This is a genomic window from Glutamicibacter sp. PAEs-4 (genome assembly GCF_051161755.1).
Classification (GTDB): Bacteria; Actinomycetota; Actinomycetes; order Actinomycetales; family Micrococcaceae; genus Glutamicibacter; species Glutamicibacter nicotianae.
Map to the genome: position 1 here is coordinate 2,632,744 of NZ_CP195017.1, position 25,211 is coordinate 2,657,954.

Annotated in this window: 22 protein-coding genes, 1 tRNA gene and 1 riboswitch; of the genes, 12 read left to right on the forward strand and 11 right to left on the reverse strand. The window is 63.1% G+C overall.

Going from position 1 to position 25,211, the window contains the following annotated elements:
• The first annotated feature begins 48 nt into the window (after positions 1 to 48).
• Positions 49 to 1,974 carry a chorismate-binding protein gene (locus tag ACR9WD_RS12445; protein ID WP_434922145.1) on the forward strand — a complete coding sequence of 642 codons (1,926 nt, stop codon included), beginning with the start codon at positions 49 to 51 and terminating at the stop codon, positions 1,972 to 1,974.
• A gap of 10 nt (positions 1,975 to 1,984) precedes the next feature.
• Here the strand turns inward: ACR9WD_RS12445 and cls are convergent, their stop codons facing one another.
• Positions 1,985 to 3,481 carry a cardiolipin synthase gene (gene cls / locus ACR9WD_RS12450; RefSeq protein WP_256370177.1) on the reverse strand — a complete coding sequence of 499 codons (1,497 nt, stop codon included), beginning with the start codon at positions 3,479 to 3,481 and terminating at the stop codon, positions 1,985 to 1,987.
• 165 nt (positions 3,482 to 3,646) lie between these two features.
• On the opposite strand from cls, the gene ACR9WD_RS12455 reads away from it, so the two are divergent.
• Positions 3,647 to 4,522 (forward strand): aminodeoxychorismate lyase, encoded by an 876-nt coding sequence (locus ACR9WD_RS12455; protein WP_038991732.1) that lies wholly within the window; start codon positions 3,647 to 3,649, stop codon positions 4,520 to 4,522.
• Here the strand turns inward: ACR9WD_RS12455 and ACR9WD_RS12460 are convergent.
• The gene (locus ACR9WD_RS12460; RefSeq protein ID WP_434922146.1) at positions 4,519 to 6,846 is read right to left on the reverse strand and encodes an ATP-binding cassette domain-containing protein; all 2,328 of its coding nucleotides are present in this window, start codon (positions 6,844 to 6,846) and stop codon (positions 4,519 to 4,521) included. The two genes, ACR9WD_RS12455 and ACR9WD_RS12460, sit on opposite strands and share 4 nt — an antisense overlap.
• Positions 6,843 to 7,451, reverse strand: coding sequence for an ECF transporter S component (locus tag ACR9WD_RS12465; RefSeq protein WP_066141114.1), 609 nt, complete (start codon positions 7,449 to 7,451; stop codon positions 6,843 to 6,845). Before ACR9WD_RS12465 ends, ACR9WD_RS12460 begins: the two co-directional genes overlap by 4 nt.
• A gap of 62 nt (positions 7,452 to 7,513) precedes the next feature.
• Positions 7,514 to 7,634: riboswitch (TPP riboswitch) on the reverse strand.
• A 75-nt stretch (positions 7,635 to 7,709) separates the two neighbouring features.
• On the opposite strand from ACR9WD_RS12465, the gene ACR9WD_RS12470 reads away from it, so the two are divergent.
• Positions 7,710 to 7,961: a DUF4235 domain-containing protein gene (locus ACR9WD_RS12470; RefSeq protein WP_038991737.1), complete on the forward strand. Its 252-nt coding sequence runs from the start codon at positions 7,710 to 7,712 to the stop codon at positions 7,959 to 7,961.
• 60 nt (positions 7,962 to 8,021) lie between these two features.
• On the opposite strand, the gene mnhG is transcribed toward ACR9WD_RS12470, so the two are convergent.
• From mnhG to ACR9WD_RS12500, 6 genes are read right to left on the reverse strand one after another with little or no spacing between them, the layout of a single operon-like run.
• Positions 8,022 to 8,423, reverse strand: coding sequence for a monovalent cation/H(+) antiporter subunit G (gene mnhG / locus ACR9WD_RS12475; protein ID WP_038991739.1), 402 nt, complete (start codon positions 8,421 to 8,423; stop codon positions 8,022 to 8,024).
• The gene (locus ACR9WD_RS12480; protein WP_038991741.1) at positions 8,423 to 8,689 is read right to left on the reverse strand and encodes a monovalent cation/H+ antiporter complex subunit F; all 267 of its coding nucleotides are present in this window, start codon (positions 8,687 to 8,689) and stop codon (positions 8,423 to 8,425) included. Before ACR9WD_RS12480 ends, mnhG begins: the two co-directional genes overlap by 1 nt.
• A gap of 2 nt (positions 8,690 to 8,691) precedes the next feature.
• Positions 8,692 to 9,321, reverse strand: coding sequence for a Na+/H+ antiporter subunit E (locus ACR9WD_RS12485; protein ID WP_083586559.1), 630 nt, complete (start codon positions 9,319 to 9,321; stop codon positions 8,692 to 8,694).
• Between the two features lie 8 nt (positions 9,322 to 9,329).
• Positions 9,330 to 10,931 carry a Na+/H+ antiporter subunit D gene (locus ACR9WD_RS12490; protein WP_434922147.1) on the reverse strand — a complete coding sequence of 534 codons (1,602 nt, stop codon included), beginning with the start codon at positions 10,929 to 10,931 and terminating at the stop codon, positions 9,330 to 9,332.
• Positions 10,928 to 11,377 carry a Na(+)/H(+) antiporter subunit C gene (locus tag ACR9WD_RS12495; protein ID WP_038991744.1) on the reverse strand — a complete coding sequence of 150 codons (450 nt, stop codon included), beginning with the start codon at positions 11,375 to 11,377 and terminating at the stop codon, positions 10,928 to 10,930. The genes ACR9WD_RS12490 and ACR9WD_RS12495 overlap by 4 nt, the downstream gene beginning before the upstream one ends.
• On the reverse strand, positions 11,374 to 14,343 hold the full coding sequence (locus ACR9WD_RS12500; protein WP_038991746.1) for a Na+/H+ antiporter subunit A: 2,970 nt from the start codon (positions 14,341 to 14,343) through the stop codon (positions 11,374 to 11,376). The genes ACR9WD_RS12495 and ACR9WD_RS12500 overlap by 4 nt, the downstream gene beginning before the upstream one ends.
• A 226-nt stretch (positions 14,344 to 14,569) precedes the next feature.
• Between ACR9WD_RS12500 and ACR9WD_RS12505 the strand changes: the two genes are divergently transcribed.
• Positions 14,570 to 15,889, forward strand: coding sequence for an MFS transporter (locus ACR9WD_RS12505; protein ID WP_149597198.1), 1,320 nt, complete (start codon positions 14,570 to 14,572; stop codon positions 15,887 to 15,889).
• A gap of 82 nt (positions 15,890 to 15,971) precedes the next feature.
• Here the strand turns inward: ACR9WD_RS12505 and dcd are convergent, their stop codons facing one another.
• Entirely contained in the window at positions 15,972 to 16,553 is a 582-nt protein-coding gene (gene dcd, locus ACR9WD_RS12510) for a dCTP deaminase (protein ID WP_038991749.1), read from the reverse strand.
• Between the two features lie 190 nt (positions 16,554 to 16,743).
• On the opposite strand from dcd, the gene ACR9WD_RS12515 reads away from it, so the two are divergent.
• Positions 16,744 to 17,604 carry a M15 family metallopeptidase gene (locus ACR9WD_RS12515; protein WP_073705803.1) on the forward strand — a complete coding sequence of 287 codons (861 nt, stop codon included), beginning with the start codon at positions 16,744 to 16,746 and terminating at the stop codon, positions 17,602 to 17,604.
• A gap of 127 nt (positions 17,605 to 17,731) precedes the next feature.
• Here ACR9WD_RS12515 and ACR9WD_RS12520 read toward each other — a convergent pair whose 3' ends face one another.
• Entirely contained in the window at positions 17,732 to 19,438 is a 1,707-nt protein-coding gene (locus ACR9WD_RS12520) for a fumarate hydratase (protein ID WP_073705802.1), read from the reverse strand.
• 111 nt (positions 19,439 to 19,549) lie between these two features.
• Here ACR9WD_RS12520 and ACR9WD_RS12525 point away from each other — a divergent pair, with 111 nt between their 5' ends.
• The 7 genes from ACR9WD_RS12525 to ACR9WD_RS12555 all read left to right on the forward strand — a co-directional run bounded on the left by ACR9WD_RS12525 (position 19,550) and on the right by ACR9WD_RS12555 (position 25,163).
• Positions 19,550 to 20,035, forward strand: a complete 486-nt coding sequence (locus ACR9WD_RS12525) for an SseB family protein (RefSeq protein ID WP_038990300.1) — start codon at positions 19,550 to 19,552, stop codon at positions 20,033 to 20,035.
• A 104-nt stretch (positions 20,036 to 20,139) separates the two neighbouring features.
• Positions 20,140 to 20,210 (forward strand) — tRNA-Gly (locus tag ACR9WD_RS12530).
• Between the two features lie 66 nt (positions 20,211 to 20,276).
• Complete coding sequence (locus tag ACR9WD_RS12535; RefSeq protein ID WP_038990299.1) at positions 20,277 to 21,206, forward strand: AEC family transporter; 930 nt, start codon at positions 20,277 to 20,279, stop codon at positions 21,204 to 21,206.
• Positions 21,207 to 21,292: 86 nt separating this feature from the next.
• Positions 21,293 to 22,114: an amino acid ABC transporter substrate-binding protein gene (locus ACR9WD_RS12540; protein ID WP_038990298.1), complete on the forward strand. Its 822-nt coding sequence runs from the start codon at positions 21,293 to 21,295 to the stop codon at positions 22,112 to 22,114.
• 72 nt (positions 22,115 to 22,186) lie between these two features.
• Positions 22,187 to 22,852 carry an ABC transporter permease subunit gene (locus tag ACR9WD_RS12545; RefSeq protein ID WP_038990297.1) on the forward strand — a complete coding sequence of 222 codons (666 nt, stop codon included), beginning with the start codon at positions 22,187 to 22,189 and terminating at the stop codon, positions 22,850 to 22,852.
• Complete coding sequence (locus ACR9WD_RS12550; protein WP_073705800.1) at positions 22,839 to 23,606, forward strand: amino acid ABC transporter ATP-binding protein; 768 nt, start codon at positions 22,839 to 22,841, stop codon at positions 23,604 to 23,606. Before ACR9WD_RS12545 ends, ACR9WD_RS12550 begins: the two co-directional genes overlap by 14 nt.
• A gap of 18 nt (positions 23,607 to 23,624) precedes the next feature.
• The gene (locus tag ACR9WD_RS12555) at positions 23,625 to 25,163 is read left to right on the forward strand and encodes a helicase HerA-like domain-containing protein (RefSeq protein WP_434922148.1); all 1,539 of its coding nucleotides are present in this window, start codon (positions 23,625 to 23,627) and stop codon (positions 25,161 to 25,163) included.
• Positions 25,164 to 25,211 lie beyond the last annotated feature (48 nt).

The window sequence follows — 25,211 nt, forward strand, 5'->3', positions numbered from 1 at the left end:
CGTTCCGGATCCGGCAAAAGCACCTTTGCAACAGACCTAGCGGAATACTTGGAAGCCACAGCCTCCGTAGCTATTTTGCGCCTTGAAGACCTTTACCACGGTTGGGATGGACTGCACAGTTCCTTCGAGCTGTATGAACGGATCCTGCCGCAGCTGGCAGCAGGGCTCACCGCTACATACCCCACCTGGGATTGGGAATCGAGTACCCTCGGCCAATCCAGCAACTTCTCGCCTGCCGAGATCGTTATCGTTGAAGGCGTCGGCGCGCTCCATGGCGCAGCCCGGAAGTACCTCGACCTCGGAATCTGGCTTGAGGCCCCGGAAAACTGCCGCCGCGACCGGGCCCTGGCCCGCGACGGCGAGACCTACCGCCCGTACTGGGACATGTGGGCCGAGCAGGAAGATCGGTACCTGAAGGCCCATAACCCGCACCACGCGGCCGACCTGGTGATGGACGCCGCCAGCGACCGCGATCCCATGCAAATCTGGGCACTGGCCTGCCCATACCTGCCCGCCGGAATACGCCAGCGGTGCGCAGGCCCCAACACGGCTCCCAGCGTCCTGGAATTCCGCCAGAGCTACGAGGCGCCAGGTGATGCGGCCTCGCTTTTCGAGCAACTGGCCGCTGCCCTTCCGCATGCCGCGTTATTGGAATCGACAAGCCACAAGCTCAGCGACCCATTGGGACGCAATCGCTATTCGGTGCTTGCTCTCTCCACTGCTCAGCAGCCGCCGTTGCTGAGCGCTACCAGCCACGGCACGAGCATCCGACTGCCCGGCGCTGAAGTACGGCTGGGCAAAGATTTCTTCCGCGCCCTGGCTGGCTGCTGGCCTGGCTCGCCAATCGATGCGAAAACCGGCTATCCGTTGCCCGCATGGGTGGGGTATCTCGGGTATGAGCTGAAACGCGAGGTCGGCGCAGCAGATCTGCAGGCTGTGGTTGAACCCGGACGGGTACGCCCGGATGCCCAGTTCTTCGCGCCGGACACCGTGGTGGTCATCGACCATCACCAAGAGCAGATGCATCTGCACAGCATTGCCGAGCCCGCAGCGGCAGTGAGCATCCTATTGGGCAACCCGCCAGAACTGCGCAGCGGGCGGGAATTGCCCATCCCGGAATTCAGCTGCGCGGATACTGCAACCGGCTACAGGCACAAGATCCGCAAAGCTCAACGGGAGATCTATGAAGGCAACACCTACGAAGTGTGCCTGACCACCGAGTTGACCGCCCATGCCGAACAGTTCGATCCATTCGAAGCCTATTGCCGCATGCGCCGCTCCAGCCCGGCACCCTTTGCCCACTACCTGCGCTTCGCCAATCTGCAGATCGCCAGCATGTCGCCGGAACGCTTCCTCGCGCTGTCCAAGGACGGGCAGCTGCGGGCCGAGCCGATCAAGGGCACCCGTCCGCGCGGCGAGAATGAAGAATCGGATCTCGCTTTGAAGCATGATTTGGCTACGCATCCCAAGGACCGGGCCGAGAACATCATGATCGTCGACCTGCTGCGCAACGACCTGTCGCACCATGCGGTTCCCGGTTCGGTGAAGGTAGCCCGGCTGTGCGCGGTGGAATCCTATGCGACGGTGCACCAGATGGTCTCGACCATCGACGCCACGCTGTCCTCCCCGCACTTGGCCGCCGAGGCCCTGCGTGAAGCGTTCCCTCCCGGTTCCATGACCGGTGCACCGAAGCTGTCCACAATGAATATCCTGGATGAGCTGGAAGACCATCGTGCCCGCGGACTGTACTCAGGGGCGGTGGGCTATTTGGGTGCTGATGGCGCTGCCGACTTCTCAGTGGTGATCCGCACCCTGGTCTGCGACCAGCTGGCTGACCAGTCATGGCGCTTGAGCTTGGGCTTGGGCGGAGCGATTACCGCAGATTCGGTACCCGCCGACGAATGGGACGAGGTCATCACCAAATCCCGTGGTGTGCTCCAGGCGCTGGGGGCCAGCTTCCCGGACAAATCCTAAGCGCTCAGCGTCACTGCAAGGTGGCCGTCAGGCGTGCGACGTTGTCGATCCAACGTTGCATGCGCGGCCGGCGGCGCCACTGCGACAGGGTGATTTCCGAAGAAATCTCCCGGTAGTGGTTCTGCACCTGGTTGACCGCATCGACCATTTCCTGGCCCAGCAGCATCACGGATATTTCCATGTTCAGGCTGAACGAACGCATATCCATATTCGAGGATCCCACCACCGCCACCTCGTTATCCACGGTGAAGCACTTGGTATGCAGCACCATGGGAGCCGGATACCGGTGGATGCGCACGCCGGCTTCCAGCAGCTGCTGGTAATACGACTGCTGTGCATGGTGCACCAGGAACTGGTCGCCTTCTTCGCAAACATACAACTCGACTTCCACCCCGCGCTGTGCGGCAGTGGTGATGGCGTAGAGCAGCGAATCGTCGGGAACGAAGTAGGGACTGGTGATCTCCAGGCGTTCGGAGGCCGAATAGATCAGCGTATTGAACAGCCGAAGGTTGTTCTCGGTCCCGTAGCCTGGGCCGCTGGGCAGCAGCTGCGCCAGGGTGGAGCCAGGGCGTTCCTCGTAGGCCAGCGGGTGGCGGGCCTCGGCCATGTCCATCAGCACTTCCTGGTCGTCGTCCTCCTGCCACCAGTCGGTAGCGAAGGTGACGTCCAGGCTGCGCACCAGCGGGCCTTCGACGCGCAACATCATTTCAACCCATTCGCGGCCAACCTTGTGGGCGGACTCGCGCTTGTAGCCAGGTTCGATCAGGTTCTGGCTTCCGGTGAAAGCCACCTCGCCGTCAACCACCAGGATCTTGCGGTGGTTGCGCAGATCCGGGCGTCGCCAGCGCCGGCCAATCAAGTCGATGGGCAGCATCGGGTGCCAGTTGATATTGGACTTCTTCAGGCGCTTCTTGAAATCCTTGTAGCCCTTGACGCGCAAGGTCCCCAAGTGGTCGAAAAGCAATCGGACGTGCACGCCGCGATCCGCTGCCGCTTCCAGCGCATCGAGTACCGGCCCAACATAGTCCGGGTCATCGCCCATGATGTAGAACTGGATGTGCACATAACGGGTGGCCTTTTCGATTTCCAGTCGCATTGCGTCAAGCGAGGCACGGTAATCGGAAAGGACCTCAACTTGGTTTCCGCCTTCCAGCGGCATGGCACCAAGGTTGCGATTGAGCATGACCGCCGATTCGACCCATTCCTCCTGGGAATGGAATTCTTCGGGCAGCTGCATGTGGCTCGTGGCCTTCATGATTTCATCGTGAGCCCGCCGCTGCTTTTCCAACCGGCTGCGCGACAGCCGTGGATTGGCGAATAGCCAATAGGCGACAAGTCCTACCACGGGCAGGAAGAAGATGGCCAAGAGCCATGCCATTGCGGTGGTGGGGCGCCGGTTGCCCGGAACGATGCCGATCATGAAGTAGCGGACCGCAAGCTCAATCGCGACCAGCACGCTCCAGAGAACACCGCCGATCTGCAAGAAGACTTCATTGCTCGGCCACACGTAGGCACCCCCTTTGGCTATACACTCGAAGTTGGCATTTCGGCCTCTGATCTGCGATATACAGGCCAAAATCCTTCGATTAGCTTATCGAACAATCTCCTGCTTGTCTGAATCTCCGCCCGCAGAAATCACGCAGAAGACGCTGGGGTTCGATAATCTGTCTTTATGAGCTCACTTGTATTCTTGGATCCTGCCTATCCGGCCGGACGTCTTGCCGATATCACCGCACCGCAACTTCTGGTCACTGCACAGGGAGTCACGCGAGGTGATGGCATCTTCGAATCGATGCTCTACACCAACCAGGCCGTCCGCAAATTCGAAGCGCATCTGGCACGGTTGGCAATCTCTGCTGAAGTCGCAGACCTGGCCATCCCCGATTCGCGCAGCTGGTATGCCGCGGTCGACACCGCGGTGGCCGACTTCGACGCCACCGGCGGCGCCGAAGAGGCCGTGGTGAAGCTGGTCGCTGCACGCGGCGAGCACGACAACGATCCCGCCATTTGCTGGGTCACCGTCACCCCGGCACCGGCGCTGGGCAAGGAACAGCGCGAAACCGGCGTGGATGTCCTGCTGCTGGACCGCGGCTACGACTCGAAGCTGGCAGAACGCGCACCATGGCTCATGATGGGCGCCAAGACCCTCTCCTATTCGATCAACATGGCCGCCCTGCGCTACGCGCACAAGCACGGCGCCCATGACGTCATCTTCACTTCGGCTGACGGCATCATCCTCGAAGCTCCGACCTCAACCGTGCTGGTTGCCCAGCGCGATGGCGAGACCAAGCGGCTGCTCACCCCGATGCTGGAAACCGGCATTCTGCCAGGCACCACGCAAAGCGCGATCTTCGATGCGGCGGCGCAGGACGGCTGGGAGCTGGGCTATGGCCCGCTTCGCCCTGAAGACCTGTACCAGGCCGACGGCGTGTGGCTGGTGTCATCGATCCGCCTGCTCACCCCGGTGCGCACCATCGATGCCAAGCCGTTGCGGCTGGACGCCGAGCTCCATGAGGAGCTCAGCGCCCTGAGCGACGCAATCCGCTAGGACCACACCAGGTTGTAGGTCCCTGCCAGCACGGCCGCAGCCATGGCGGTCGTGCCAAGCAGGATTCCGGTTGCCAGCACCATGCCATCACGCCAGGTGAAGGTGGCCGTGCGAATCCAGGTGCGCTTGGCCGTGCCGAACCCCTTGGCCTCCATCGTGGTTGCCAGCCGTCCGGCGCGGCGTATCGCCTGCACCAGCAACGCCAGCACCTGGCCGAGGGTTGCCCTGATGCGCTGGCCCACGGTGCCGAAGTTTCCGACACCGCGAGCACGCCGGGCCAGGGTGAGCGTGGTGAATTCTTCCACCATCAGCCCAAGCAATCGCATGCCTGCCAGCGCCCCGAGCACAAACCGGTGCGGGACCTTCAGCTGCTGGGACAGCGCCCCGCCCAAATCGCTGGGGTTCGTGGTGGCCAGCAGCAAGATGCAAGGGATGGCCAGTGCGAAGGCGCGCAGTCCGGTGGCGATGCCGCCGGCTACCGATCCCTCGGTGATGCTGAAGGCGCCGAATTGTGCGTACACCATGCCGCTGTCCTGGCCCACCAGGGCAATGCCCCAGGCCGCGAAGATCCCGGCAAGCAGCAACGGCCACGCACGCTTGAGGAATTTCAGCAGGCTCAGCCCGGCCAGCGGGAAGAACACCACGGTCGCCAGGATAATCACCAGTGCCGAGACCCAATCCAAGGTGGTGATCAGCGGCAGCGTTGCCGCGGCCACCGCACCCAGCTTGGCCAGCGGATTGATCTTCGCCAGCCAGCTGTGCCCTACCGGCGCATCGAGCACCGGCCCTTGGCGCGGGGCATCAGCATCCGGGGTGCCGGAAGCGAGCACCAGCTGGTTGGCCTGGAGCACCGAGGCAAAATGCTCATCGTGGGTGACTGCAATGATCGCAGTGCCCTGCTGCAGCTCTTCGACCAGCAACCCGGCCAGCTCCCGCCAGGTGTTCGCATCCTGCCCGAACGTCGGCTCGTCGAGGATCAGCACCTCTGGCGAGGCTGCCAAAACGGTGGCCACGGACAGCCGGCGCTTCTCTCCGCCGGATAGCGTGAACGGATTCGCCTCAGCCAAATGCGCCAACCCCAAGCGTTCAAGCAACGCATCGACGCGCGCCTGGACCTGGGCCGGGTCGTACTTCGGCGCGTTGACGCTGCTCGCCTGCGCACGGCTGGGTGCGAAAGCCAGCTCTTCGCGGACGCTCTGCGTCACGAACTGGTGTTCGGGCTCCTGGAAGACCGAGCCGATCCGCCCGATCAGTGCACCGGCTTTCCAAGCAAACGGGGAATTGCCCAGGCCGTCGGCCAGTTGCGCGGTGGCCGTCAGCTCACCGCTGGCCGGGGCCAGCAAACCGCCCAAGGCCAGGGCCAGCGTCGATTTGCCGGCGCCGTTCTCGCCGAGAATCACCGTGGCGGTGCCCGCCTGCACTTCCATATCCACCGCCTGGGTATGCGGCGCGGTAGCCGTGCGGGCGCAGACCAGCTGCCGCGCTTCCAGCAGCATAGCTCCGGCAAGGTTCTCGGCCGGTGCCACCTGCGGAACATATCCGGGAACCCATAGCCCGGCGGCAGCCAGCTCCTGGCGCACGGGTTCTTCGGTGTACAGCTGACGCGGATCCAGGTCGTGCGCGACTCCCCCGCCCGGTTCCAGCACGATAACCCGGTCCATATGCTCTGCCCAGGCTTCGAGCCGATGCTCGACCACAACCAGCGTGGCACCGGATAGCTTCGCGGCGTTCAGCACCGCATCGCGCAACGGCCCGATGCTCTGCGGGTCCACGTTGGCGGTCGGTTCATCGAGCAGCATGAGGCCGGGTTCCATGGCCAGGATGCCAGCCAGGGCCAAGCGCTGCTTCTGCCCGCCGGAGAGCTGCTGGGTGCGGTGGTCGAAGGACAGCGCGCCCAATCCGACCGCGTCCAGCACTTCGGGGATCCGCTGGCGGATCACGCCCGGATCCATCCCGAGGTTCTCCGCTCCGAAGGCCACATCATCGGCGACCCTGCTTTGCACGACCTGGGTTTCCGGGTCCTGCTGCATCAAGCCCACCGGGTGGCTCCGGCTGAATGCATCGTTGCCATCAATCAGCAGCTGGCCGGCAAGCTGCTGATCCTCATCGGCTTCCAGCAGCCCGGCCATTGCATGCAGCAACGTCGACTTGCCGGCACCGGATGGACCGAGCAGCAGCACCTTTTCACCGGCGTGGATCTGCAGATCCAGCCCCGAGATGGCAGGTTCCTGCCGCTCCGAGTGCTGCCAGCCGAAACCAGTTGCGGTGATTGACGCTCCGCGCTGGGTCAGCGAGGCGGCATCGGAATTGGCAACTGAACTCATTTTGCGGTTTCCAGGTGTGCACGCCGGCTCGCCAGTGCGCTCAGGGCACCGGTCTTCGCCAGTCCGCGCGTGGCCAGCCAGGACAGCAGCCCGGCGATGACCAGACCGGAAACACCGGTGGCGATCACGTGGAAGATCTTCATCCCGGCGGTGTACTCGACGTAGTAGGCCAGGATGTATGCCTCGGTAATGCCGGCGAACAGGCCGGAGAACAGGCCTGCCAGAAGTGCCACGCCCAGGTTCCACTTGCGGTAGCGGAATGCCGCGAAGACCAGCTCCGCGCCCAGGCCCTGGACCAGGCCGGAGATCAGCACGGTCAACCCATAGTGCGAGCCGAGCAGCGCTTCAACCACGGCGGCCAGCAGCTCGCAGTAGAGCGCGGCGCCAGGCTTGCGGATAATCAATGCGCCGAGCACCGCGGGGAACAGCCACATGCCGGTGAGCAGCGCGGTGGCTGGAGGGAAAGCCGCGAAGGCCAGCGAAAACAGGCCGTAGCCGGCACTCCATGCCCAGAAAATGACTCCTGAAGCCACGGCGATCACCGATGCCACGACGATATCGACGACACGCCAGCCGGTACGATGCTTCGAAATTGTTTCGTTCATTGTTGGTCCTCCTGTGGAAAGGAGGGGGGATGCACGGAATGAGGGCATGCTGCGCCTATCCGCATCCGAGATGCTCGACTTCCTTCGCCGGTACTAGCCGGGGCAGGTTCGAGGGTCTGCGATCCATCGCACTCTCAGCGTCTTGCGACTTCGTAGAAGTCTGACGCTCCCCTGTCGGAATAATTACTGCTCCCCCACCATACCGCAGGTATGCTGGGCAGAGGAACGATGTGTCACGAGCTTGATCGCGAGGAAAAAATGGATAAAGTGCAGAAACTTGTCACTACCGGCATCACCGTTGGCGCGGGCATGCTCGGTGGCAAGCTGGTTGATTTCATTTGGTTGAAGGCAACCGGCAGCAAAGCGCCACGCAAGGGCACCGAGGAAGCGGCTGAAGCGTCCTTCCGCCGCGCATTGGGCTTCGCGATCGTCTCGGCCCTGGTGGCAGCGATCATGCAGACCGTGGCCGACCGCAGCGCCAACAAGGTTGTTGCCAAGTTCACCAAATAGGCTTCGGCGGCAAGCCGAGAGCGGGAGCAGTTCAGCTGAACTGCTCCCGCTCTTTTCGCATTACTTGTCCTCTGGCGCTTCGGCCTTGGACATCGGTGTTGCTCCGGTGGGCGGTGCGCCGTTGACCCTGTTGACCACAAGGCTGAGCTCATCGGAGAACAGGGTTTCCTTGGCCGCGTGCTTGGTGCGGTAGCCGGAACGGCCGATCATGTGGGCGGAAACCGGCGCTGTCAGCAGCTGCATGCCCCAAGCCAACGCGAGGACCGGGATCACCGCCCAGCTGCGCAGGTAGATGGCCAACCCGGCGAAGATCAGCAGGAAGCCGAGCACCTGCGGCTTGGTGGCCGCGTGCATGCGGGTGAGCATGTCCGGGAAGGTGAGCAAGCCGATGCCTGCGATCAAGGACATCAGGCAGCCGAGGATCAGTAGGATGGCGACGAGGATATCGAGGAAGAGTTCCATTAGGCATTCCTCTGATCCGAGACGAAGCGTGAGACGGTCACCGAGCCGATGAAGCCGAGCATGCACGCGGCAACCACGAACAGCAGGTAGTCGGTGTGCTTGTGCAGCACCATCTCCAGGCACAGGGCGGCGGAGATGATCAGCAGCATCACGTCCAGGGCAAGCACCCGGTCTAGGATTGATGGCCCCTTGGCAACCCGGATCAGGCAGGCGATGGCACCCAGCCCGAGCATGATGCCGCAGATCCAGATGACGATATCCAGCATGTTTATCCCTTCCTCGCAGCGAAGTCCGGTCCGCATTCGCTCTTGATCGCCTCGTACTCGTCACGGCTGCCGATGGCCATGATCAGCCGGCGTTCGATGTCCCGGATAGCTGCCCGTGCCGTCTCCACATCCTCCGGCGACTGGATGTCGATGTAGTGCAGGTACAGGGTCGACGAGCTGCGGTCCACGTCGATCACGAAGGATCCCGGGATCAGCGTGAGCACGTGGCCCACGGTCATCACGATCAGGTCCGAGCCGGTGCGCAGCGGGACGGCGATGATCGCGCTGCGGGTGTTCTTCCCGCGGACCATTGCCAGCCAGGCCACGTGGACGCTGGCCGCGACAACCTGACCGAGGAACCAGATGAACAGCTTCACGCAGTACCAGAGGTTGATCCGGCCCGAAAGGACCACCGGCGGCAGCGGGAACAGGTTCACGATCACCAGCGCAATGACCGCCCCGAAGATCATGTTCGCCAGCGAGAAGTCCTGCCAGAGGGCGCCCCAGACGAAGAGCAGCAGCAGCAGGAGCGGCCATTCCTGCTTGAGTGTTGCACGGTGGCGCACGCCGGAGGTATCCAGCGCATCATCGATGCGCTGGTCGCGCGGTTCAAAGTTCTTGTTCGGCATCATCCCTCCAATCAGAATGGCAAGATCGAGCTGATATATGGTTCGCGGGCGATCAGCTCAGCGGCCACCCGCTCGCAGAATTCGAAGATCGGCCCGGCAAAGACGGTCAGGGCGATGCCCGCCAGCACCAGCGAACCGGTGGCATAGCGCATGCCCCAGGGCAAGGAGTGGGCTTCCAGCTGCTTGGCCAGCTTCAAGCCCAGGCGCGGGTTCTGCGCACCGCCGGCCAGCGTCTCGTCGGCGACCTGCGTCGCTTCGGCCACCAGCTCCTGGTTGGGCACCTCGGCATCGGCGGCACGGCGCCAGAACACGCGGGCCCACACGCGGATGATCGCCAGCAGGGTCAGCAGGCTGGTCAGCAGCCCGGCGCCGATCACTACCCAGGTCAGCGGGTCGGCGTCCTGCGCGGCAGCATGCAGCAGCCCGAACTTGCCCAGGAACCCGGAGAATGGCGGGATGCCGCCAAGGTTGATGGCCGGGATGAAGAAGAGCAGGGAGAGCGCCGGGGACAGCTTGGCCAGCGAACCGAGCCGGGTGACATTCGAGCTGCCGGCACGGCGTTCGATCAGGCCCGCCACCATGAACAGCGAGGTCTGCACGATGATGTGGTGGCCGACATAGTAGATGGTCGCGGCGATGGCCAGCGGCCCGCCCACTGCCACGCCGAAGATCAGGTAGCCGATGTGGCTGGTCAGCGTGAAGGAGAGCATGCGCTTGAAGTCCGTCTGCGCCAGCGCACCGAGGATGCCGATGACCATGGTCAGCGCGGACACCACCAGCAGGCCGGCGTTGACCGAGCCGCCCGGGAAGAGCAGGGTTTCGGTGCGGACGATCGCGTAGACACCCACCTTGGTCAGCAGCCCGGCGAACACAGCGGTGACCGGTGCCGGCGCGGTCGGGTAGGAGTCCGGAAGCCACAGCGACAGCGGGAAGACCGCGGCCTTGATGCCGAAGGCGATCAGCAGCAGCACATGCAGGATAAGCTGCGGGCCCTGGCCCAATTCAGGCAGCTTCACCGCGAGGTCTGCCATGTTCACCGTGCCGGTGGCCGCGTAGATCATCGCGATGGCCATCAGGAAGATCACCGAGGAGACCACCGATACCACCACATAGGTGGTGCCTGCGCGGATGCGTTCAGCGGTGCCGCCCAGAGTCAGCAGCACATAGCTGGCGGTGAGCAGGATTTCGAATCCGACATACAGGTTGAAGAGGTCGGCTGCCAGGAAGGCGTTGGACACGCCGGCGAGCAGGATCAGGTAGGCCGGATGGAAAATCGACACCGGTCCGGGCTCATCGCCATCGGCCAGGCCCTGGCTGGTGGCGAAGAGCAGCACGGCGAGCGAAACAACCGTGGAGACCAGCAGCATGAACGAGCTGAACCCGTCGACCATCAGCGCGATGCCGAAAGGCGAGTCCCAGCCGCCAATGTGGATGGCGTAGCTTTCCCCGCCCCACACGGCGGCGAGCATCCCGGCTTCGAGCACCAGGGTCAGAGTGAGGATGCCGATAGTGATCATGCGCTGCATGCGGACCTGGCGGCGGGCCAGGAACGCGGCACCGGCGCCGAAGATCGGCAGCACCACAGCCAACGGGGCTAGATCCAGGAAATTCACTCTTCCCCCTCGCGCACTGGGCGGCCTTCTTCATCGACGAATTCGGTCGTGTCCTCAGCCACCGGCGAGTCCTCTTCCTCGTCGTAGGCGGTCTTCTGGGACACCTTGATATCTTCGGTGTCATCGGTGAGCTCATCGGCGCTGGTCAAGGTCCAGGACCGGTAGATCATCGCGAGCAGGAACGCGGTCACTGCGAAGGTGATCACGATCGCTGTGAGGATCAGCGCCTGCGGCAGCGGATCGGAATACTCGTCCGCGGGCACCTCGGGGTTGAACAGCGGTGCCGCTCCCTTGCGGCCGCCACTGGTGAGGAGCAGCAGGTTGATGCCGTTGCCCAGCAGCATGATGCCCAGCAGCACACGGGTCAGGGTGCGTTCGAGCACCAGGTAGAAGCCGGCAGCCAGCAGCACGCCGGTGACGACGAGGAAGGTGATATTCACGCTCATCGGCCAACTCCTGTCCGTGATGCCTGGATTTCATCGTGGCGGTCCACCGGGCTGCGGCCCTCGGACAGCGAATCGATTTCGCTGCCCAGGGAACGCAGCACATCCTGCACAAGGCCAAGGACCACCAGATACACTCCAATATCGAAAATCGTTGAGGAAACGAACTTGTGCTCGCCGAAGAACCAGAATTCCAGGGCATAAGTGGTGAAGATTCCATCGCCCAGCAGCAGCGGCACGATGCCGGCCAGGCCGGCCAGCGCAATGCCGCCGCCAATCAGCATGCCCGGAGCGATGCGCATCGACTCGGACAGTTCCACGCGGCCTCCGGCCAGGTAGCGGATGGTCAGCGCCAAGCCGGCAATCAGCCCGCCGGCAAAGCCGCCGCCTGGGGTGTTGTGCCCGGTCAGCAGCGTGTACACCGACATGATCAGCACGGTGTGGAACATCAGCCGGGTGACAACTTCGAAAATGATCGAGCGGCGTTCAGCGACGAGCGTGTTGCCGGCCATCAGCCAGTCCTGGTTGGAGCTGGAAGCGAAACGCCGGGCGATGCGCAGTTCGGTTTCCTTCGAGTCCTTGGTGCCGATGGCTTCGGAGCCGGCGTCGATGCTGCCTGGAGCCACGTGGTGGGCGCGTACCCGGTTGCCGAAGCTTCGTCCGGCGAAGATCAGCGACGCCACACCGGTGGCTGCCGCCGCCAGCACGGTAATTTCGCCGAAGGTATCCCACACGCGCATATCCACCAGGGCCACGTTGACGATGTTCTTGCCGAATCCGTCGTAGTAGGCCAGATCGGGCCAAGCCAGGGAAATGCGTGCCTCGGTGCGCGCGGCCATCATCGCGATGGCGATGTAGACGACCATCAAGGCCAGGGAGATCGCCAAGATCGCCCGGCCCCACTTGATCTTGGTCAGCCCGACCCACAGCCGCTTGGGCAAGGCGCGCAGGGCGAGCACGAAGGAGACCAGCACGATGGTCTCCACCAGCAGCTGGGTCAGTGCCAGGTCGGGGGCACCTTGCAGGGCGAAGATCGCGACCATGCCATAGCCGGTTACCGAAACCATCAGCACCGCCATGAAGCGCTTCGGCGCGGTAATGGCAACCACCGCACCGGCGATGATCACCGCACCGATCAGCAGCTGCGCCGGATGGTCGGCAATGATCCAGTTCGTCGGCCACGGGGTGTAGACGGTCAGCGCGATGGCCAGCGGAATCACCAGCACCACGACCAGGATGACACCCAGGTAGAAGGACAGCGAACCGCGCTGGGTGCGGCCGGTGATCCAAATGGCCGCCTTGTCCAGCACGTTCACCGACATGCGATAGATCTCCTCGGCTGAGGTGATCATCCGGCGCAGCGGGGCGCCGGTGTCGGTGCGGTGGCGCAGCCAGAAGAAGCACAGGCCCAGGCCCACGGAAATGGCACTCAGCCCGAGGGCCGCGTTGAAGCCGGCGAAGGGCAGCAGGTGCATCTTGCCAGGGCCGCCCTGCGCGGCCGACCAGTGGATGGCCAACGGCTCCACCAGCTGCGGGTAGAGGCCGAGGAACAGCGTCGCCGCCGAAAGAACCAGCAAGGGGGCCAGGAAGATCAGCGTCGGGGCCTTGCACTGCAGCGCGGGCAGCTTCTTTTTCTTCACGCCAAACGCTCCGAAGAAGAAGCGCAGCGAATAGGCCATGGTCAGCGCTGCGCCTAGCAGGATGCCGATGAGTGCCGCGAGCGACCACCCGGTATCCAGGTGCAGGGCCGCCTCGTAGACAGCCTCCTTGGCGACAAAGCCGAACAGCAGCGGAACGCCGGCCATGGAGGCCGCGGCAATGCCGGTGGTCGTGGCCAGGATCGGCATGGCCCGGCCCAAACCGGTGAGCTTGCGGATATCGCGCGTACCGGTGTTGTGGTCGATGATGCCCACGCTCAAGAACAGCGTCGCCTTGAACAGGCCGTGCGCCAGCGTCATGGCCAGCGCCGCGAAGGCGGCTTCGGGCGTGCCGAAGCCGAAGACCGCGATGATGAAGCCCAGCTGCGAGACCGTGCCGAAGGCCAGGATCAGCTTGAGGTCGTATTGCTTGAGCGCCCGGTAGCCTCCGATGAGCATGGTCAGAATGCCGATGCCCACGGTCATGGGTGCCCACAGCGCGGTCTCGGCAAAGCCGGGGGCCAGGCGGGCGATCAGGTAGACACCGGCCTTGACCATGGCCGCCGCGTGCAGGTACGCGGACACCGGAGTCGGGGCCGCCATGGCACCGGGCAGCCAGAAGTGGAAGGGCACCAGGGCCGACTTGGAGATCGCACCGACGATGATCAGCGCCACCGCAACATCGGTGAAGGTCCCCAGCGCCACCAGCGCATCGGCCGACGCCATGATTTCCGACAGCTGGTAGCTGCCGGCCGCCGCGCCGAGCATCAGGATGCCGGCGAGCATCACCAGACCGCCGAGGGTCGTGATGATCAGGGCGTTCATGGCCGAACGGCGCGCGGTGATCAGGGCCTGGCTGAAACCGATCAGCAAGTAGGAAAGGACACTGGTGATTTCCCAGAAAATGAACATGATGATGATGTCATCTGCCGTCACCAGGCCGGTCATGGCCCCGGCGAAAGCTACCATCTTCGCCGCGAAGCCGCCGATCTGAGGATCATCATTCTTGAAGTAGCGGGCGCAATAGAACAGCACCAGCGCGCCCACGCCCAGGATCAGCAGCAGGATTGTCGCGGCCAAGGAATCCATGCGGAAATTCAGGGCGATGTTCAGCCCGGGAATCCATTCCATCTGAACTGATGGCGGCGCATTTGGCGCACCATTGGCCAGTGAATTGTCAGCGGAAAGCACCGCAGGCATGCGGGTCAGCAACCAAATGAATCCCACTGCAGGAACGACCGCCACAACGTAGAAACCGTTACGCTTCAGGGCCCTGAATATCAGTGGGCATAAAAGAGCGGTCACAAACAGCGCAGTGAGAATTATTAGCACGCATTTCCTCTGTCGGCTGGTGGTGGGCAGAGTATCCAGAACGCCGCAAAAAGCGTCTGCATCTGTAATTTTATCAGCCAGCAGCTGCCTGCCATTGCAGGAATGTGTCGTTTAATGAATATTCCCCGCGTTTTCCGCAACCAGCTGATTTTCTGAATCGCTCGATATTTTCTAAAAAGTCGTTCCTATTCATTCCCTGATTACCAGTTGCCGGTACGATGCGAGCATGGGAATCAATCAGGTCGAACCGTCAGCGATTCGTGAAAAGTGGCTTAATAGGTACACATGGGCCTGGGCCAGCTGGGACTGGGGCCAAGCGGCGATCAACGCGGTAATGATTACCTTCGTCTTCACCGTCTATCTGACCAGCGAGCTTTTTGGCGATACCGATCATGCTTCATTGGTGCTCTCGCAGGCACTGGCCGTCGGCGGTTTGGCCATCGCCCTGCTGGTGCCAGTCACCGGGCTCCGGGCCGATGTTGCCGGACGGCGCAAGCTGTGGATCGTGGTCAACACGCTGATTCTCGTGGTGATCTGCGCGGCCTGCTTCTTCGTCTACCCCGACCCTTCCTACCTCTGGTTCGGCGCTATCCTTATCGCGGGCATGTCTGTCGTCGGCGAATTCGCCGGCGTGAACTACAACGCGGTGCTGAACCAGATTTCCACCAAGGCAACGGTCGGCAAGGTCTCCGGCTTCGGCTGGGGCATGGGCTATGTCGGCGGCATCCTCGCCCTCGCCTTGGTGCTCTTCCTTTTCGTGCAGCCCATTGTGGAATGGCCGGGTGCCAATACCGATGAATCCCTGAACCTGCGCTGGGTGGCAATATTCTCGGCCGCATGGTGCCTGCTCTTCGCGCTGCCGCTGTTCTTCGTGATCCCTGAAGCACCGCCGAGCACGTCGAAGAAGATCCCGTTGGTTCAGACCTACAAGGTGCTGTTCAACAACATCAAGGAACTGTGGCGCAGCGACCGCAACCTGCTGTTCTTCTTGTGCTCGTCGGCCGTCTTCCGCGACGGGCTCGCAGCGATCTTCACCTTCGGCGGGGTCATTGCCGCCGGCACCTTCGGTTTCGAATTGACCCAAGTGATCATCTTCGCGATCGTCGGCAACGTGGTTGCCGCCCTGGGTGCCGTGCTTGGCGGCCGGGTCGATGACTGGGCGGGACCGAAGGCTGTCATTGTCGGTTCGCTCATCGGCCTGCTGGTGGCCGGCGCCGGCGTCTTCTTCTCCCCCGAAGCCACAGGTTTCTGGATCTTCGGCCTGCTGCTGTGCCTGTTCGTCGGACCGGCACAGGCAGCTTCACGTTCCTACCTCTCGCGCTTGATTCCCGAAGGGCGCGAAGGGGAACTCTTCGGCTTGTATGCGACGACCGGCCGCGCCGTGTCCTTCTTGGCACCTGCACTGTTCGCCGGGGCCATCGCCATCGCCACCCCGCTGGTGGCATCCGGTGAAGCTCAGCGCTACGGCATCCTGGGCATCCTGGTGGTCTTGGCTCTCGGCCTGCTGCTGCTCCTGCCGATCCGCGCGCCGAAGAAGGCCGCCTGAGCCAACCCGAGTGCAAACGGCGCTGGCTCCCAACAATCGTTGGGAGCCAGCGCCGTTTGCGAGATGACCAGGCGTGCTGCCGTTAGTTCTCGATGCTCGTCCGGTGAAAGTTCAGGTGGCTGCGCGAAGCCGTTGGGCCGCGCTGGCCCTGGTAGCGGTTGCCGTAAGGGCCGGAACCATAAGGGTGCTCGGTGTCCGAGGTCAGCTTGAAGAAGCACAGCTGGCCGATCTTCGAACCGGGCCACAGCTTAATAGGGAGGGTTGCCATGTTGGACAGTTCCAAGGTCACGTGTCCGGAGAAGCCCGGATCGATGAAGCCGGCGGTGGAATGGGTAAGCAGACCGAGCCGTCCCAGCGAGCTCTTGCCCTCCAGGCGGGCTGCCACGCCGTGGCCCAAGGTCACCACTTCATAGGTTGAGCCGAGCACGAATTCGCCCGGGTGCAGGATGAATGGCTCATCGGGGTCGACCTCGACCAGGCGGGTAAGCTCGTCTTGCTCCACCGAAGGGTCGATGTGCGCATACTTGTGGTTGTCGAAAAGCCGGAAGAACCGGTCAAGTCGAACATCCACGGATGCGGGCTGGACCATCGCCGGTTCAAAGGGCTCCAGCCCAATCTCACCGGACGCTATTTCTCGACGAATATCACCATCTGAATACAACACGGATATAAATTTATCCTGACTTTCCCCGGCAGCCGAACTATTGGGCCAAATATGTACGGCGAGTCGATTCCCGCAGGCGCCTCCTGTTCACCCGCCGGTGGCGGATTTCTCACCAAATACCCAGTGTTTCCAGCTATCGTTAAGTTGGGTTTTTCCCATCATCGCTCCGCAACACAAGGGTTTATTCAACATGCGTCTAGCCTACGCGCTGACTGGCACCGTACTCGCCTCGGCACTGCTGCTCTCCGGCACCGCCGCACTCGCTGCGCCGGCTGAGGACCTGCCTGCGGTGGAGAGCTCGCAGCTGACGACGGCATCGAGCCCCCTGGCCCTGATCAACCCCAGCACGAAGCTTTCGCCAGAAGACTACGTTCCAGGCAAGCTGGTGAGTGTTGCCGGCAGCTCGATGACCCTGCGTCCAGAAGCCGCCAAGGCGGTCGAAGCCCTCATTGCCGACGCACGCGCCGCCGGCCACTCGATCAAGCTGCTCAGCGCCTACCGTTCCTACGAGCGCCAGGCGGTGCTGTTCAACCAGTACCAAGCCAAATACGGCACTGCCTATGCCGAACGCATTTCTGCACGCCCCGGGACCAGCGAGCACCAGCTCGGTTTGGCCGCAGACCTGGGCTACACCAACAGCCGTGCCGAATTGAAGGCAGAGTTCGGCCAGACTCCGGCCGGTTTGTGGATCGCCGAACATGCGGTGGAGTACGGCCTGGTCATCCGCTATCCACAGGGCAAGGAAGAGATCACCGGCTACAAGTACGAGCCATGGCATGTGCGCTACATCGGAACCGAGCATGCCGAAGCGATGCTGGCTTCCGGCGCAGAAACCTTCGAAGAGTACCACCAGATGCTCGCCGACTCGCTTGAGAGCGCCAAGCAGAGCGAAGCTGAGGTTGCCATCGAGAAGGAACCGGCAAAGGCCAAGCAAGAAAAGCCGAAGGAAGAATCCCAGAAGGCTGGCGAAGATGTTGTCGTCGACGAGGACTTGCTGGTCCTGCGTTTCCTTCCGCCGTACCGCGACTGGGGCTTCGGCTTCACCCAGTAGCCACCCCGGGGCAGGATTCACTGCCAAGCCCGGACCTGGTTCCTCGTTCCCGGCGACGGGACAAAGCGGCCCGAACAGGAAAAGGAGCCGCCAACTTTCAGCTGGCGGCTCCTACTAGCTTGAAGTCCTACTTCGCACGCACTGGGATGCCGGTGAAGGTCGGCTTCAGCGTCTCGGCAAAGAAGTCCTCGCCCTTGTCATCGACGACGATGAAGGCAGGGAAGTCCTCGACCTCGATCTTCCAGATTGCTTCCATGCCCAGCTCCTCGTATTCGAGCACCTCGACCTTCTTGATGCAATCCTGGGCCAGGCGCGCGGCCGGGCCGCCGATGGAGCCCAGGTAGAAGCCGCCGTGGGTGTTGCAAGCATCGGTGACCTGCTTGGAGCGGTTGCCCTTGGCCAGCATGACCATCGAGCCGCCGGCAGCTTGGAACTGGTCGACATAGGAGTCCATGCGGCCTGCGGTGGTCGGGCCGAAGGAACCCGAGGCCATGCCCTCAGGGGTCTTGGCAGGACCTGCATAGTACACCGGGTGGTCCTTGAGGTACTGCGGCATCCCTTCGCCGGCGTCCAGGCGCTCCTTGATCTTGGCGTGCGCGATGTCGCGGGCCACAACCAGCGGACCGGTCAGCGACAGGCGGGTCTTGACCGGGTATTTGGTCAACTCGGCCAGGATCTCATCCATCGGCTTGTTCAAATCGATCTTCACCACGGAAGAACCGCCGGTGCCGGTGACGCCATCGGTCTCGTGGTCGTGGGCCGCGATGGCCGGGTGGGATTCGTCCGGCATGAAGCGGGCCGGATCGGTTTCCAGCTGCTCGACAAACAGGCCTTCCTCGGTGATCTTGGCCAGCATCTGGCGGTCGGCCGAGCAGGATACGGCGATGGCCACCGGCATCGAGGCGCCGTGGCGCGGCAGGCGCACCACGCGCACGTCGTGGCAGAAGTACTTGCCGCCGAACTGGGCGCCGATGCCGAAGTGGCGGGTCAGTTCCAGGACCTTTTCTTCCAGTTCGGTGTCGCGGAAGCCGCGGCCGGTCATCGCGCCCTCGGTGGGCAGCGAGTCCAGGTACTTGGCCGAACCGTACTTCGCGGTCTTCAATGCCATCTCGGCACTGGTGCCGCCGATGACGATGGACAGGTGGTACGGAGGGCACGCGGCGGTGCCCAGCGAGCGCAACTTCTCGTCGAGGAACTTCAGCATCGAGTTCTCGTTGAGGATCGCCTTGGTCTCCTGGTACAGGAACGACTTGTTGGCCGATCCTCCGCCCTTGGCCATGAACAGGAACTTGTAGCTGGTGTCAGCGCCGTCCTTGGTGTTCGCGTACAGGTCGATCTGCGCCGGGAGGTTGTTGCCGGTGGCCTTCTCTTCCCAGGTGGTGATCGGAGCCAGCTGCGAGTAGCGCAGGTTCAGCCGGGTGTAGGCATTGTAGATGCCGCGCGAGAGCGAGATCTCGTCCTGCTCTTCGGTGAGCACGCGCTGGCCGCGCTTGCCCATCACGATCGCGGTGCCGGTGTCCTGGCACATCGGCAGGATGCCGCCGGCGGCGATGTTCGCGTTCTTCAGCAGGTCCAGCGCCACGAACTTGTCGTTCGGGCTGGCTTCCTCGTCGTCGAGGATGTTGCGCAGCTGCTGCAGGTGGGCCGGGCGCAGGTAGTGCGAGATATCGTGCAGCGCCGTTTCTGCCAGCTGCTCCAAGGCTTCCGGCGCGACCTTCAGGAAGTTCTTCCCGTCCGGACCGGCGACTACCTCGACGCCTTCGGAGGAAATCTTGCGGTATTTGGTGGTGTCTTCGCCAATGGGCAGAAGATCCTCATAACGGAATTCAGGCATGCTCAGTCCTTGATTCAATCGTGGGTGCTCATCTGCCATTTTAGGCCTTTACCCCGAATTAACCGCATTCGCCGTTTGCACCTGAAGGTTTATCGCGACATGCTGTAATACATGAGCAACGAGAACGCCTCCGAAGCGCACGAGAACCAAAAGCCTGCCCCGGGCCCAGATGCGATCATCGAAACCCCGATGGACAAGCAGCGGGCTCAGCCCAAAACTCACTTCGAGATGATGCTGCAGGCCGGGCTTAACAAACCCGAGCTCTCCGGTTCGGTCATCGGCGCGTTCATGAGTGCGGAGGTGTACTTCCTCTCCCGCGAAGAGGTCACCGGGGAGAACAAGAACGCCCAGCCGATGATGCTCACCAACCCTTCGGGCGAAGCGGTGGTAGCGGTGTTCACCACCCTGGAGCGGATCCCTTCCTCGTACATCGACATGGCACCCTACGGTGTGAAGGTCCAGGGCGCCACCGTGGTGCGCGCATTGGAGAACACCGGCTTCGTGGTGAACCCCGGCGACGAGCTCAGCTTCGAAGTCCCCGCTGATGGGGTGGCGATTTTGCGTGAACAGCTGCTCAACGAGAAGCGTCCGGAATAGCATTTCGTAACTTTTGCCACGATTTCCCGTGCCGTTTGCCGGTGCGCAAGATTCGTGGGATATGCTTTTGATGCCCGGGCCGTCAATAGGCCGCTCGGAGCACTGCGGGCGTAGCTCAATGGTAGAGCGCTAGCTTCCCAAGCTCGATACGCGGGTTCGATTCCCGTCGCCCGCTCAAGCGAATGCCGGGGCACCAATGGTGCTCCGGCGTTTCTGTCCCTGCAGCCAGCGAAGGAGCACGATGACCGGAGTCCTCGAAGGCTTCTCCATCATCTGGGTCGTCATTCTCGTCGGCTATCTGGTGGGCCGCACCGGGGTCCTCGGCGACCAGGGCCGCCACGTGCTCAGCCGGGTCACCTTCTTCGTGGCCAGCCCGGCCCTGCTGTTCACCACCCTGGCCGAGTCCGATCCGGTCTCCGTGCTCGGGCCGCTGCTCTGGGTGGCTGCCCTGTCCGCGGCCTTGACTGCGGCGATCTACTACCTGGCGACGGTGCGGACGCTGAAGCGCCCGGCATCGGAGAGCATCATCGCCGCGATGTCCGCCTCCACGGTGAACTCCGCGAACCTGGGGCTGCCCATCGCGTTGTACGTGCTCGGCGACATGTCCTATGCGGCCCCGATCATCCTCTTCCAGCTGGCCCTCTACCAGCCGGTCAATCTGGCGATGCTGGATGCCACCACCTCTCGACACCGCACCACCCCGATCGCCTTGCTGCTGGCTACCGCGAAGAACCCGATGATCATCGGCTCGCTGCTCGGCCTGCTGGTGGCGCTGACCGGCATCGAGCTGCCTTCGATGGTGCTTGAACCCATCGATCTGATTGCCGGCGCCTCGATTCCCGCCATGCTCATGGCTTTCGGCATCTCGCTGGTGGGCTCCAAGCCGCTGGAAAAGAAAACCGGCCGCCGCGCCGACGTGCTGATCGCCACGGCTGCCAAGCTGCTCCTGCACCCGTTCCTGGCCTGGGTACTTGCCTATTGGGTCTTCAATTTGCGTGGAGAGCTGCTGGTGGCCTCGGTCATCATGGCCGGCCTGCCGACCGCACAGAACATTTTCGTAACGGCCATGCGCTACGACCACGGGGTGGTCGTAGCGAAGGACACCGTGCTGGTCACCACCATCTGCGCGATCCCGCTGATGATGCTGCTGGCGATCATCCTCGGAATCTGAGGTAACTTCGCGCCGCAGGAATAAGCGATCATCACTAGAGTGTTCTATGGACTACTGGTTCTATCCGCTCCCCTAGTGAGGTCATCATGAAGCGCACTGCACCCCTGCTGGCTGCCGCCACAATCATCGCCCTGTCATTGAGCGCCTGCGGGTCCTCCGGCTCGCCGGCCTCCCCCAGCGCATCGGGTGGTGCCACGGCCGAAACCGGCGACACCTTGAAGAAGGTCAAGGATTCCGGCGTGCTGACCGTGGGCACCGAAGGCACCTACCGCCCCTTCTCCTACCACGAGGGCAGCGAGCTGACCGGCTACGACGTCGAGGTGATCGAAGCCGTCGGCGAGAAGATGGGCGTCGAGGTCAAGTTCCAGGAGACCCAGTGGGACGCGATCTTCGCTGGCCTGGATGCCGGCCGTTTCGATGTCATCGCCAACCAGGTCTCGATCAACCCTGAACGCGAAGAGAAGTACCTGTTCACCCAGCCCTACACCGTCTCCACCGGCGTGGTGGTGACCAAGAGCGACAATACCGACATCACGTCCTTCGCCACGCTCAAGGGCAAGACCACCGCGCAGTCGCTGACCAGCAACTTCTACGAGACCGCCAAGGATGCCGGTGCGAATGTCGAACCGGTTGAAGGCTGGGCCCAGTCGATCACCCTGCTCAAGCAGGGCCGCGTCGATGCCACCGTGAACGACAAGCTGACCTTCCTGGACGCGCAGAAGACCAATCCGGATGACAGCATCAAGATCGCTGCCGAGTCCGAGGAGAAGAGCGAATCCGCGGTCGCCCTGCGCAAGGATTCCACCGAACTGGCCAAGGCGATCGACACCGCCCTGGACGAGCTGCGCGCCGACGGGGAACTGGCGAAAATCTCCGAGAAGTACTTCGGCGAAGACGTCAGCAAGTAGCAAGCACTATCAGTAGACTGGCTCCACACGTGGAAACGCGTGGAGCCAGTTTCATTTGCGCAAAGGTAGCCCATGGATCCGAAATGGCAGTTATTCCTCGACTCGCTCGGGCCGTTGGCCCTAGGTGCGATCACCGCAACCATTCCGCTGGCCCTGATCAGCATGGCCCTGGGCCTGGTCATCGCCCTGCTGATGGCGCTGATGCGGATCAGCAAGAACCGGGTGGTCTCCTCGATCGCCCGGATCTACATCTCCATCATCCGCGGCACGCCGCTGCTGGTGCAGCTGTTCGTCATCTTCTACGGCATGCCCTCGGTGGGCCTGGTCATCGACCCGTGGCCCAGCGCCATCATCGCCTTCAGCCTGAATATCGGCGGCTACGCCGCTGAGATCATCCGTGCGGCAATCCTCTCGGTCCCCCAAGGCCAATGGGAAGCCGGTTACACCCTGGGCATGTCGCGCACACGCACCCTGTACCGGCTGATCCTGCCGCAGGCCACCCGGGTGGCCGTGCCGCCGCTGTCGAACTCCTTCATCTCACTGGTCAAGGACACCTCGCTGGCCTCCACCATCCTGGTCACCGAAATGTTCCGCAAGGCCCAGGAAATCACGGCTTCCACCTATGAGTTCCTGCTGCTCTACTGCGAAGCCGCGGCCATCTACTGGGTGATCTGCCTGGTGCTTTCGGCCCTGCAAAACTCTGTCGAAGGAAGGCTTGAAAAGTATGTCGCCAAGTAATTCCCCGCTGCTGGCAGTCTCCGGCCTGCACAAGGCCTTCGGGGCGAACCAGGTGCTCAAGGGCATCGACTTCACCGTGCATTCCGGCGAGGTGCTGGCGCTGATCGGCCCGTCCGGCTCGGGGAAGACCACCGCCCTGCGTTGCCTGAACGGCCTGGAAATCGCCGATGCCGGTTCCGTCGGATTCGCCGGCGGCCCGGAGGTGTCCTTCAGCCCCGGGATGAAGCCCAAGTCCGCGCAGATCCTGCGCAATCGTTCGGCGATGGTGTTCCAGGGACACCACCTGTTTCCGCATCTGACGGTCCTGCAGAACGTGAGCATCGGCCCGATCGAGGTGCAGAATCGCCCCAAGGACCAGGTGCTGGCCGAAGCGAAGAAGCTGCTGGCCCGCGTCGGCCTGGAAGCCAAGGCCGATGCCTACCCGAATTCGCTGTCCGGCGGACAGCAGCAGCGCGTGGGCATCGTGCGCGCGCTGATGCAGCAGCCGGACCTGCTGCTCTTCGACGAGCCCACCAGCGCGCTGGACCCCGAGCTGGTCGGCGAAGTGCTCACCGTCATCAAGGAATTGGCCCAGGAGGGCTGGTCCATGGTGCTGGTGACCCACGAGCTGGCCTTCGCCCGGGATGTGGCTGACACCGTGGTGTTCATGGACGGCGGGGTAGTCGTGGAAACCGGCCCGGCCGCCCAGGTGCTCGGCACGCCTGCCAACCCGCGCACGCGAAGTTTCGTCCAGCGTCTTTTGCACCCGTTCTAAAAGCAATAGAGTGATGCCATGACCCAGGAAACGAATACTTTGCTGAACAGCCTCGTTGAAGGCTATGACTTCGAATCCGCGTGCCTGGAGCTCGGTGCTGCGCTGATCGACGGCAAGGCCGAGCCGGCCGCCCAGGTCCGCCTGCCGCTGAAGATGCTCAACCGCCACGGCCTGATTGCCGGCGCCACGGGCACCGGCAAGACCGTCACACTGCAGACCATGGCAGAACAGCTCTCGGTGGCCGGCGTTCCGGTATTCCTGGCCGACGTCAAGGGCGATCTGACCGGCCTGGCGCAGCCTGCCGAGCCGTCGGACAAGCTCGCAGCCCGGCTGGCCGAATTGGGCCACGAGTTCACTGCGCGCACCAATCCGGTCGAAATCCTCAGCCTGGGAGGCAAGGGCGAGGGCGTCCCGGTGCGCGCCAGCGTGGACGCTTTCGGACCGATCCTGCTGGCCCGCGTCCTGGAACTGAACGAGACCCAGGAAGAATGCCTGCAGCTGATCTTCCACTACGCCGATTCCAACAAGCTTCCGCTGGATGACCTGAGCGATCTGAAGGCGGTCATCAGCTTCCTGCTCAGCGACGGCGGTGCCAAGGCACTGGAAGCCCTGGGCGGGGTGTCTTCGTCCACTGCGTCGGTGATCCTGCGGGGCATCACCATCATGCAAACCCAGGGCCTGGACCAGTTCTTCGGCCAGCCCGAGTTCGATACCGCGGACTTCCTGCAGGTGCGCGACGGCGCAGGCGTCATCAACATCCTGGAACTGCCCTCGGTCAGCTCCCAGCCCATGCTGTTCTCCACCTTCCTCATGTGGCTGCTGGCCGACATGTTCGAGGACCTGCCAGAAGCCGGAGACCTGGACAAGCCCAAGCTGGTGTTCTTCCTCGACGAGGCCCACCTGCTCTTCAAGGATGCGACCAAGGCCTTCACCGACGCGATCATCAGCACCGTCCGGTTGATCCGTTCCAAGGGTGTGGGCCTGTTCTTCGTCACCCAGTCCCCCACCGACCTGCCCGACGAGGTGCTCGGCCAGCTGGGCAATCGCATCCAGCATGCGGTGCGTGTCTTCACCGCCAAGGACCAGAGCGCGCTCAAGCAGATCATCAAGACCTTCCCCTCCTGCGAGCTGGACCTGCAGGAGGCGTTGACCCAGGCCGGGGTCGGCGAAGCGGTGGTGACCGTGCTGGGCGAAAAGGGCGCTCCGACCCCGGTCGCATGGACCAAGATGTCCTCGCCGGGCTCGAATATCGGCCCCGCCTCCTCCGAGCGGTTAGAGCAGGTCCGCGGCAGCTCGGCACTGGCGGCGCAATATTCGGCCGCGATGGATCGTGATTCTGCCCGCGAAATGCTCGACGCCAAAGCCCAGGCAGCGCAGCCGGCCGCGGCTCCGGTTCCCGAGGCGGCGCCGGAACCGTCTCGGGAAAGTACACCACGCCAGGGCCGGGAGCGGCAGGAAGCGAACCCGATGATGGACATGGCCATGGATGCCGCCAAGGTGATTGGCCGCGAGCTGATCCGCGGTTTCTTCGGCAACCGCAAGCGCCGTCGCCGGTGATATTACCCGCTCATTCCAGCACGCCGTTTACTATCTGGGCCCGGAAAC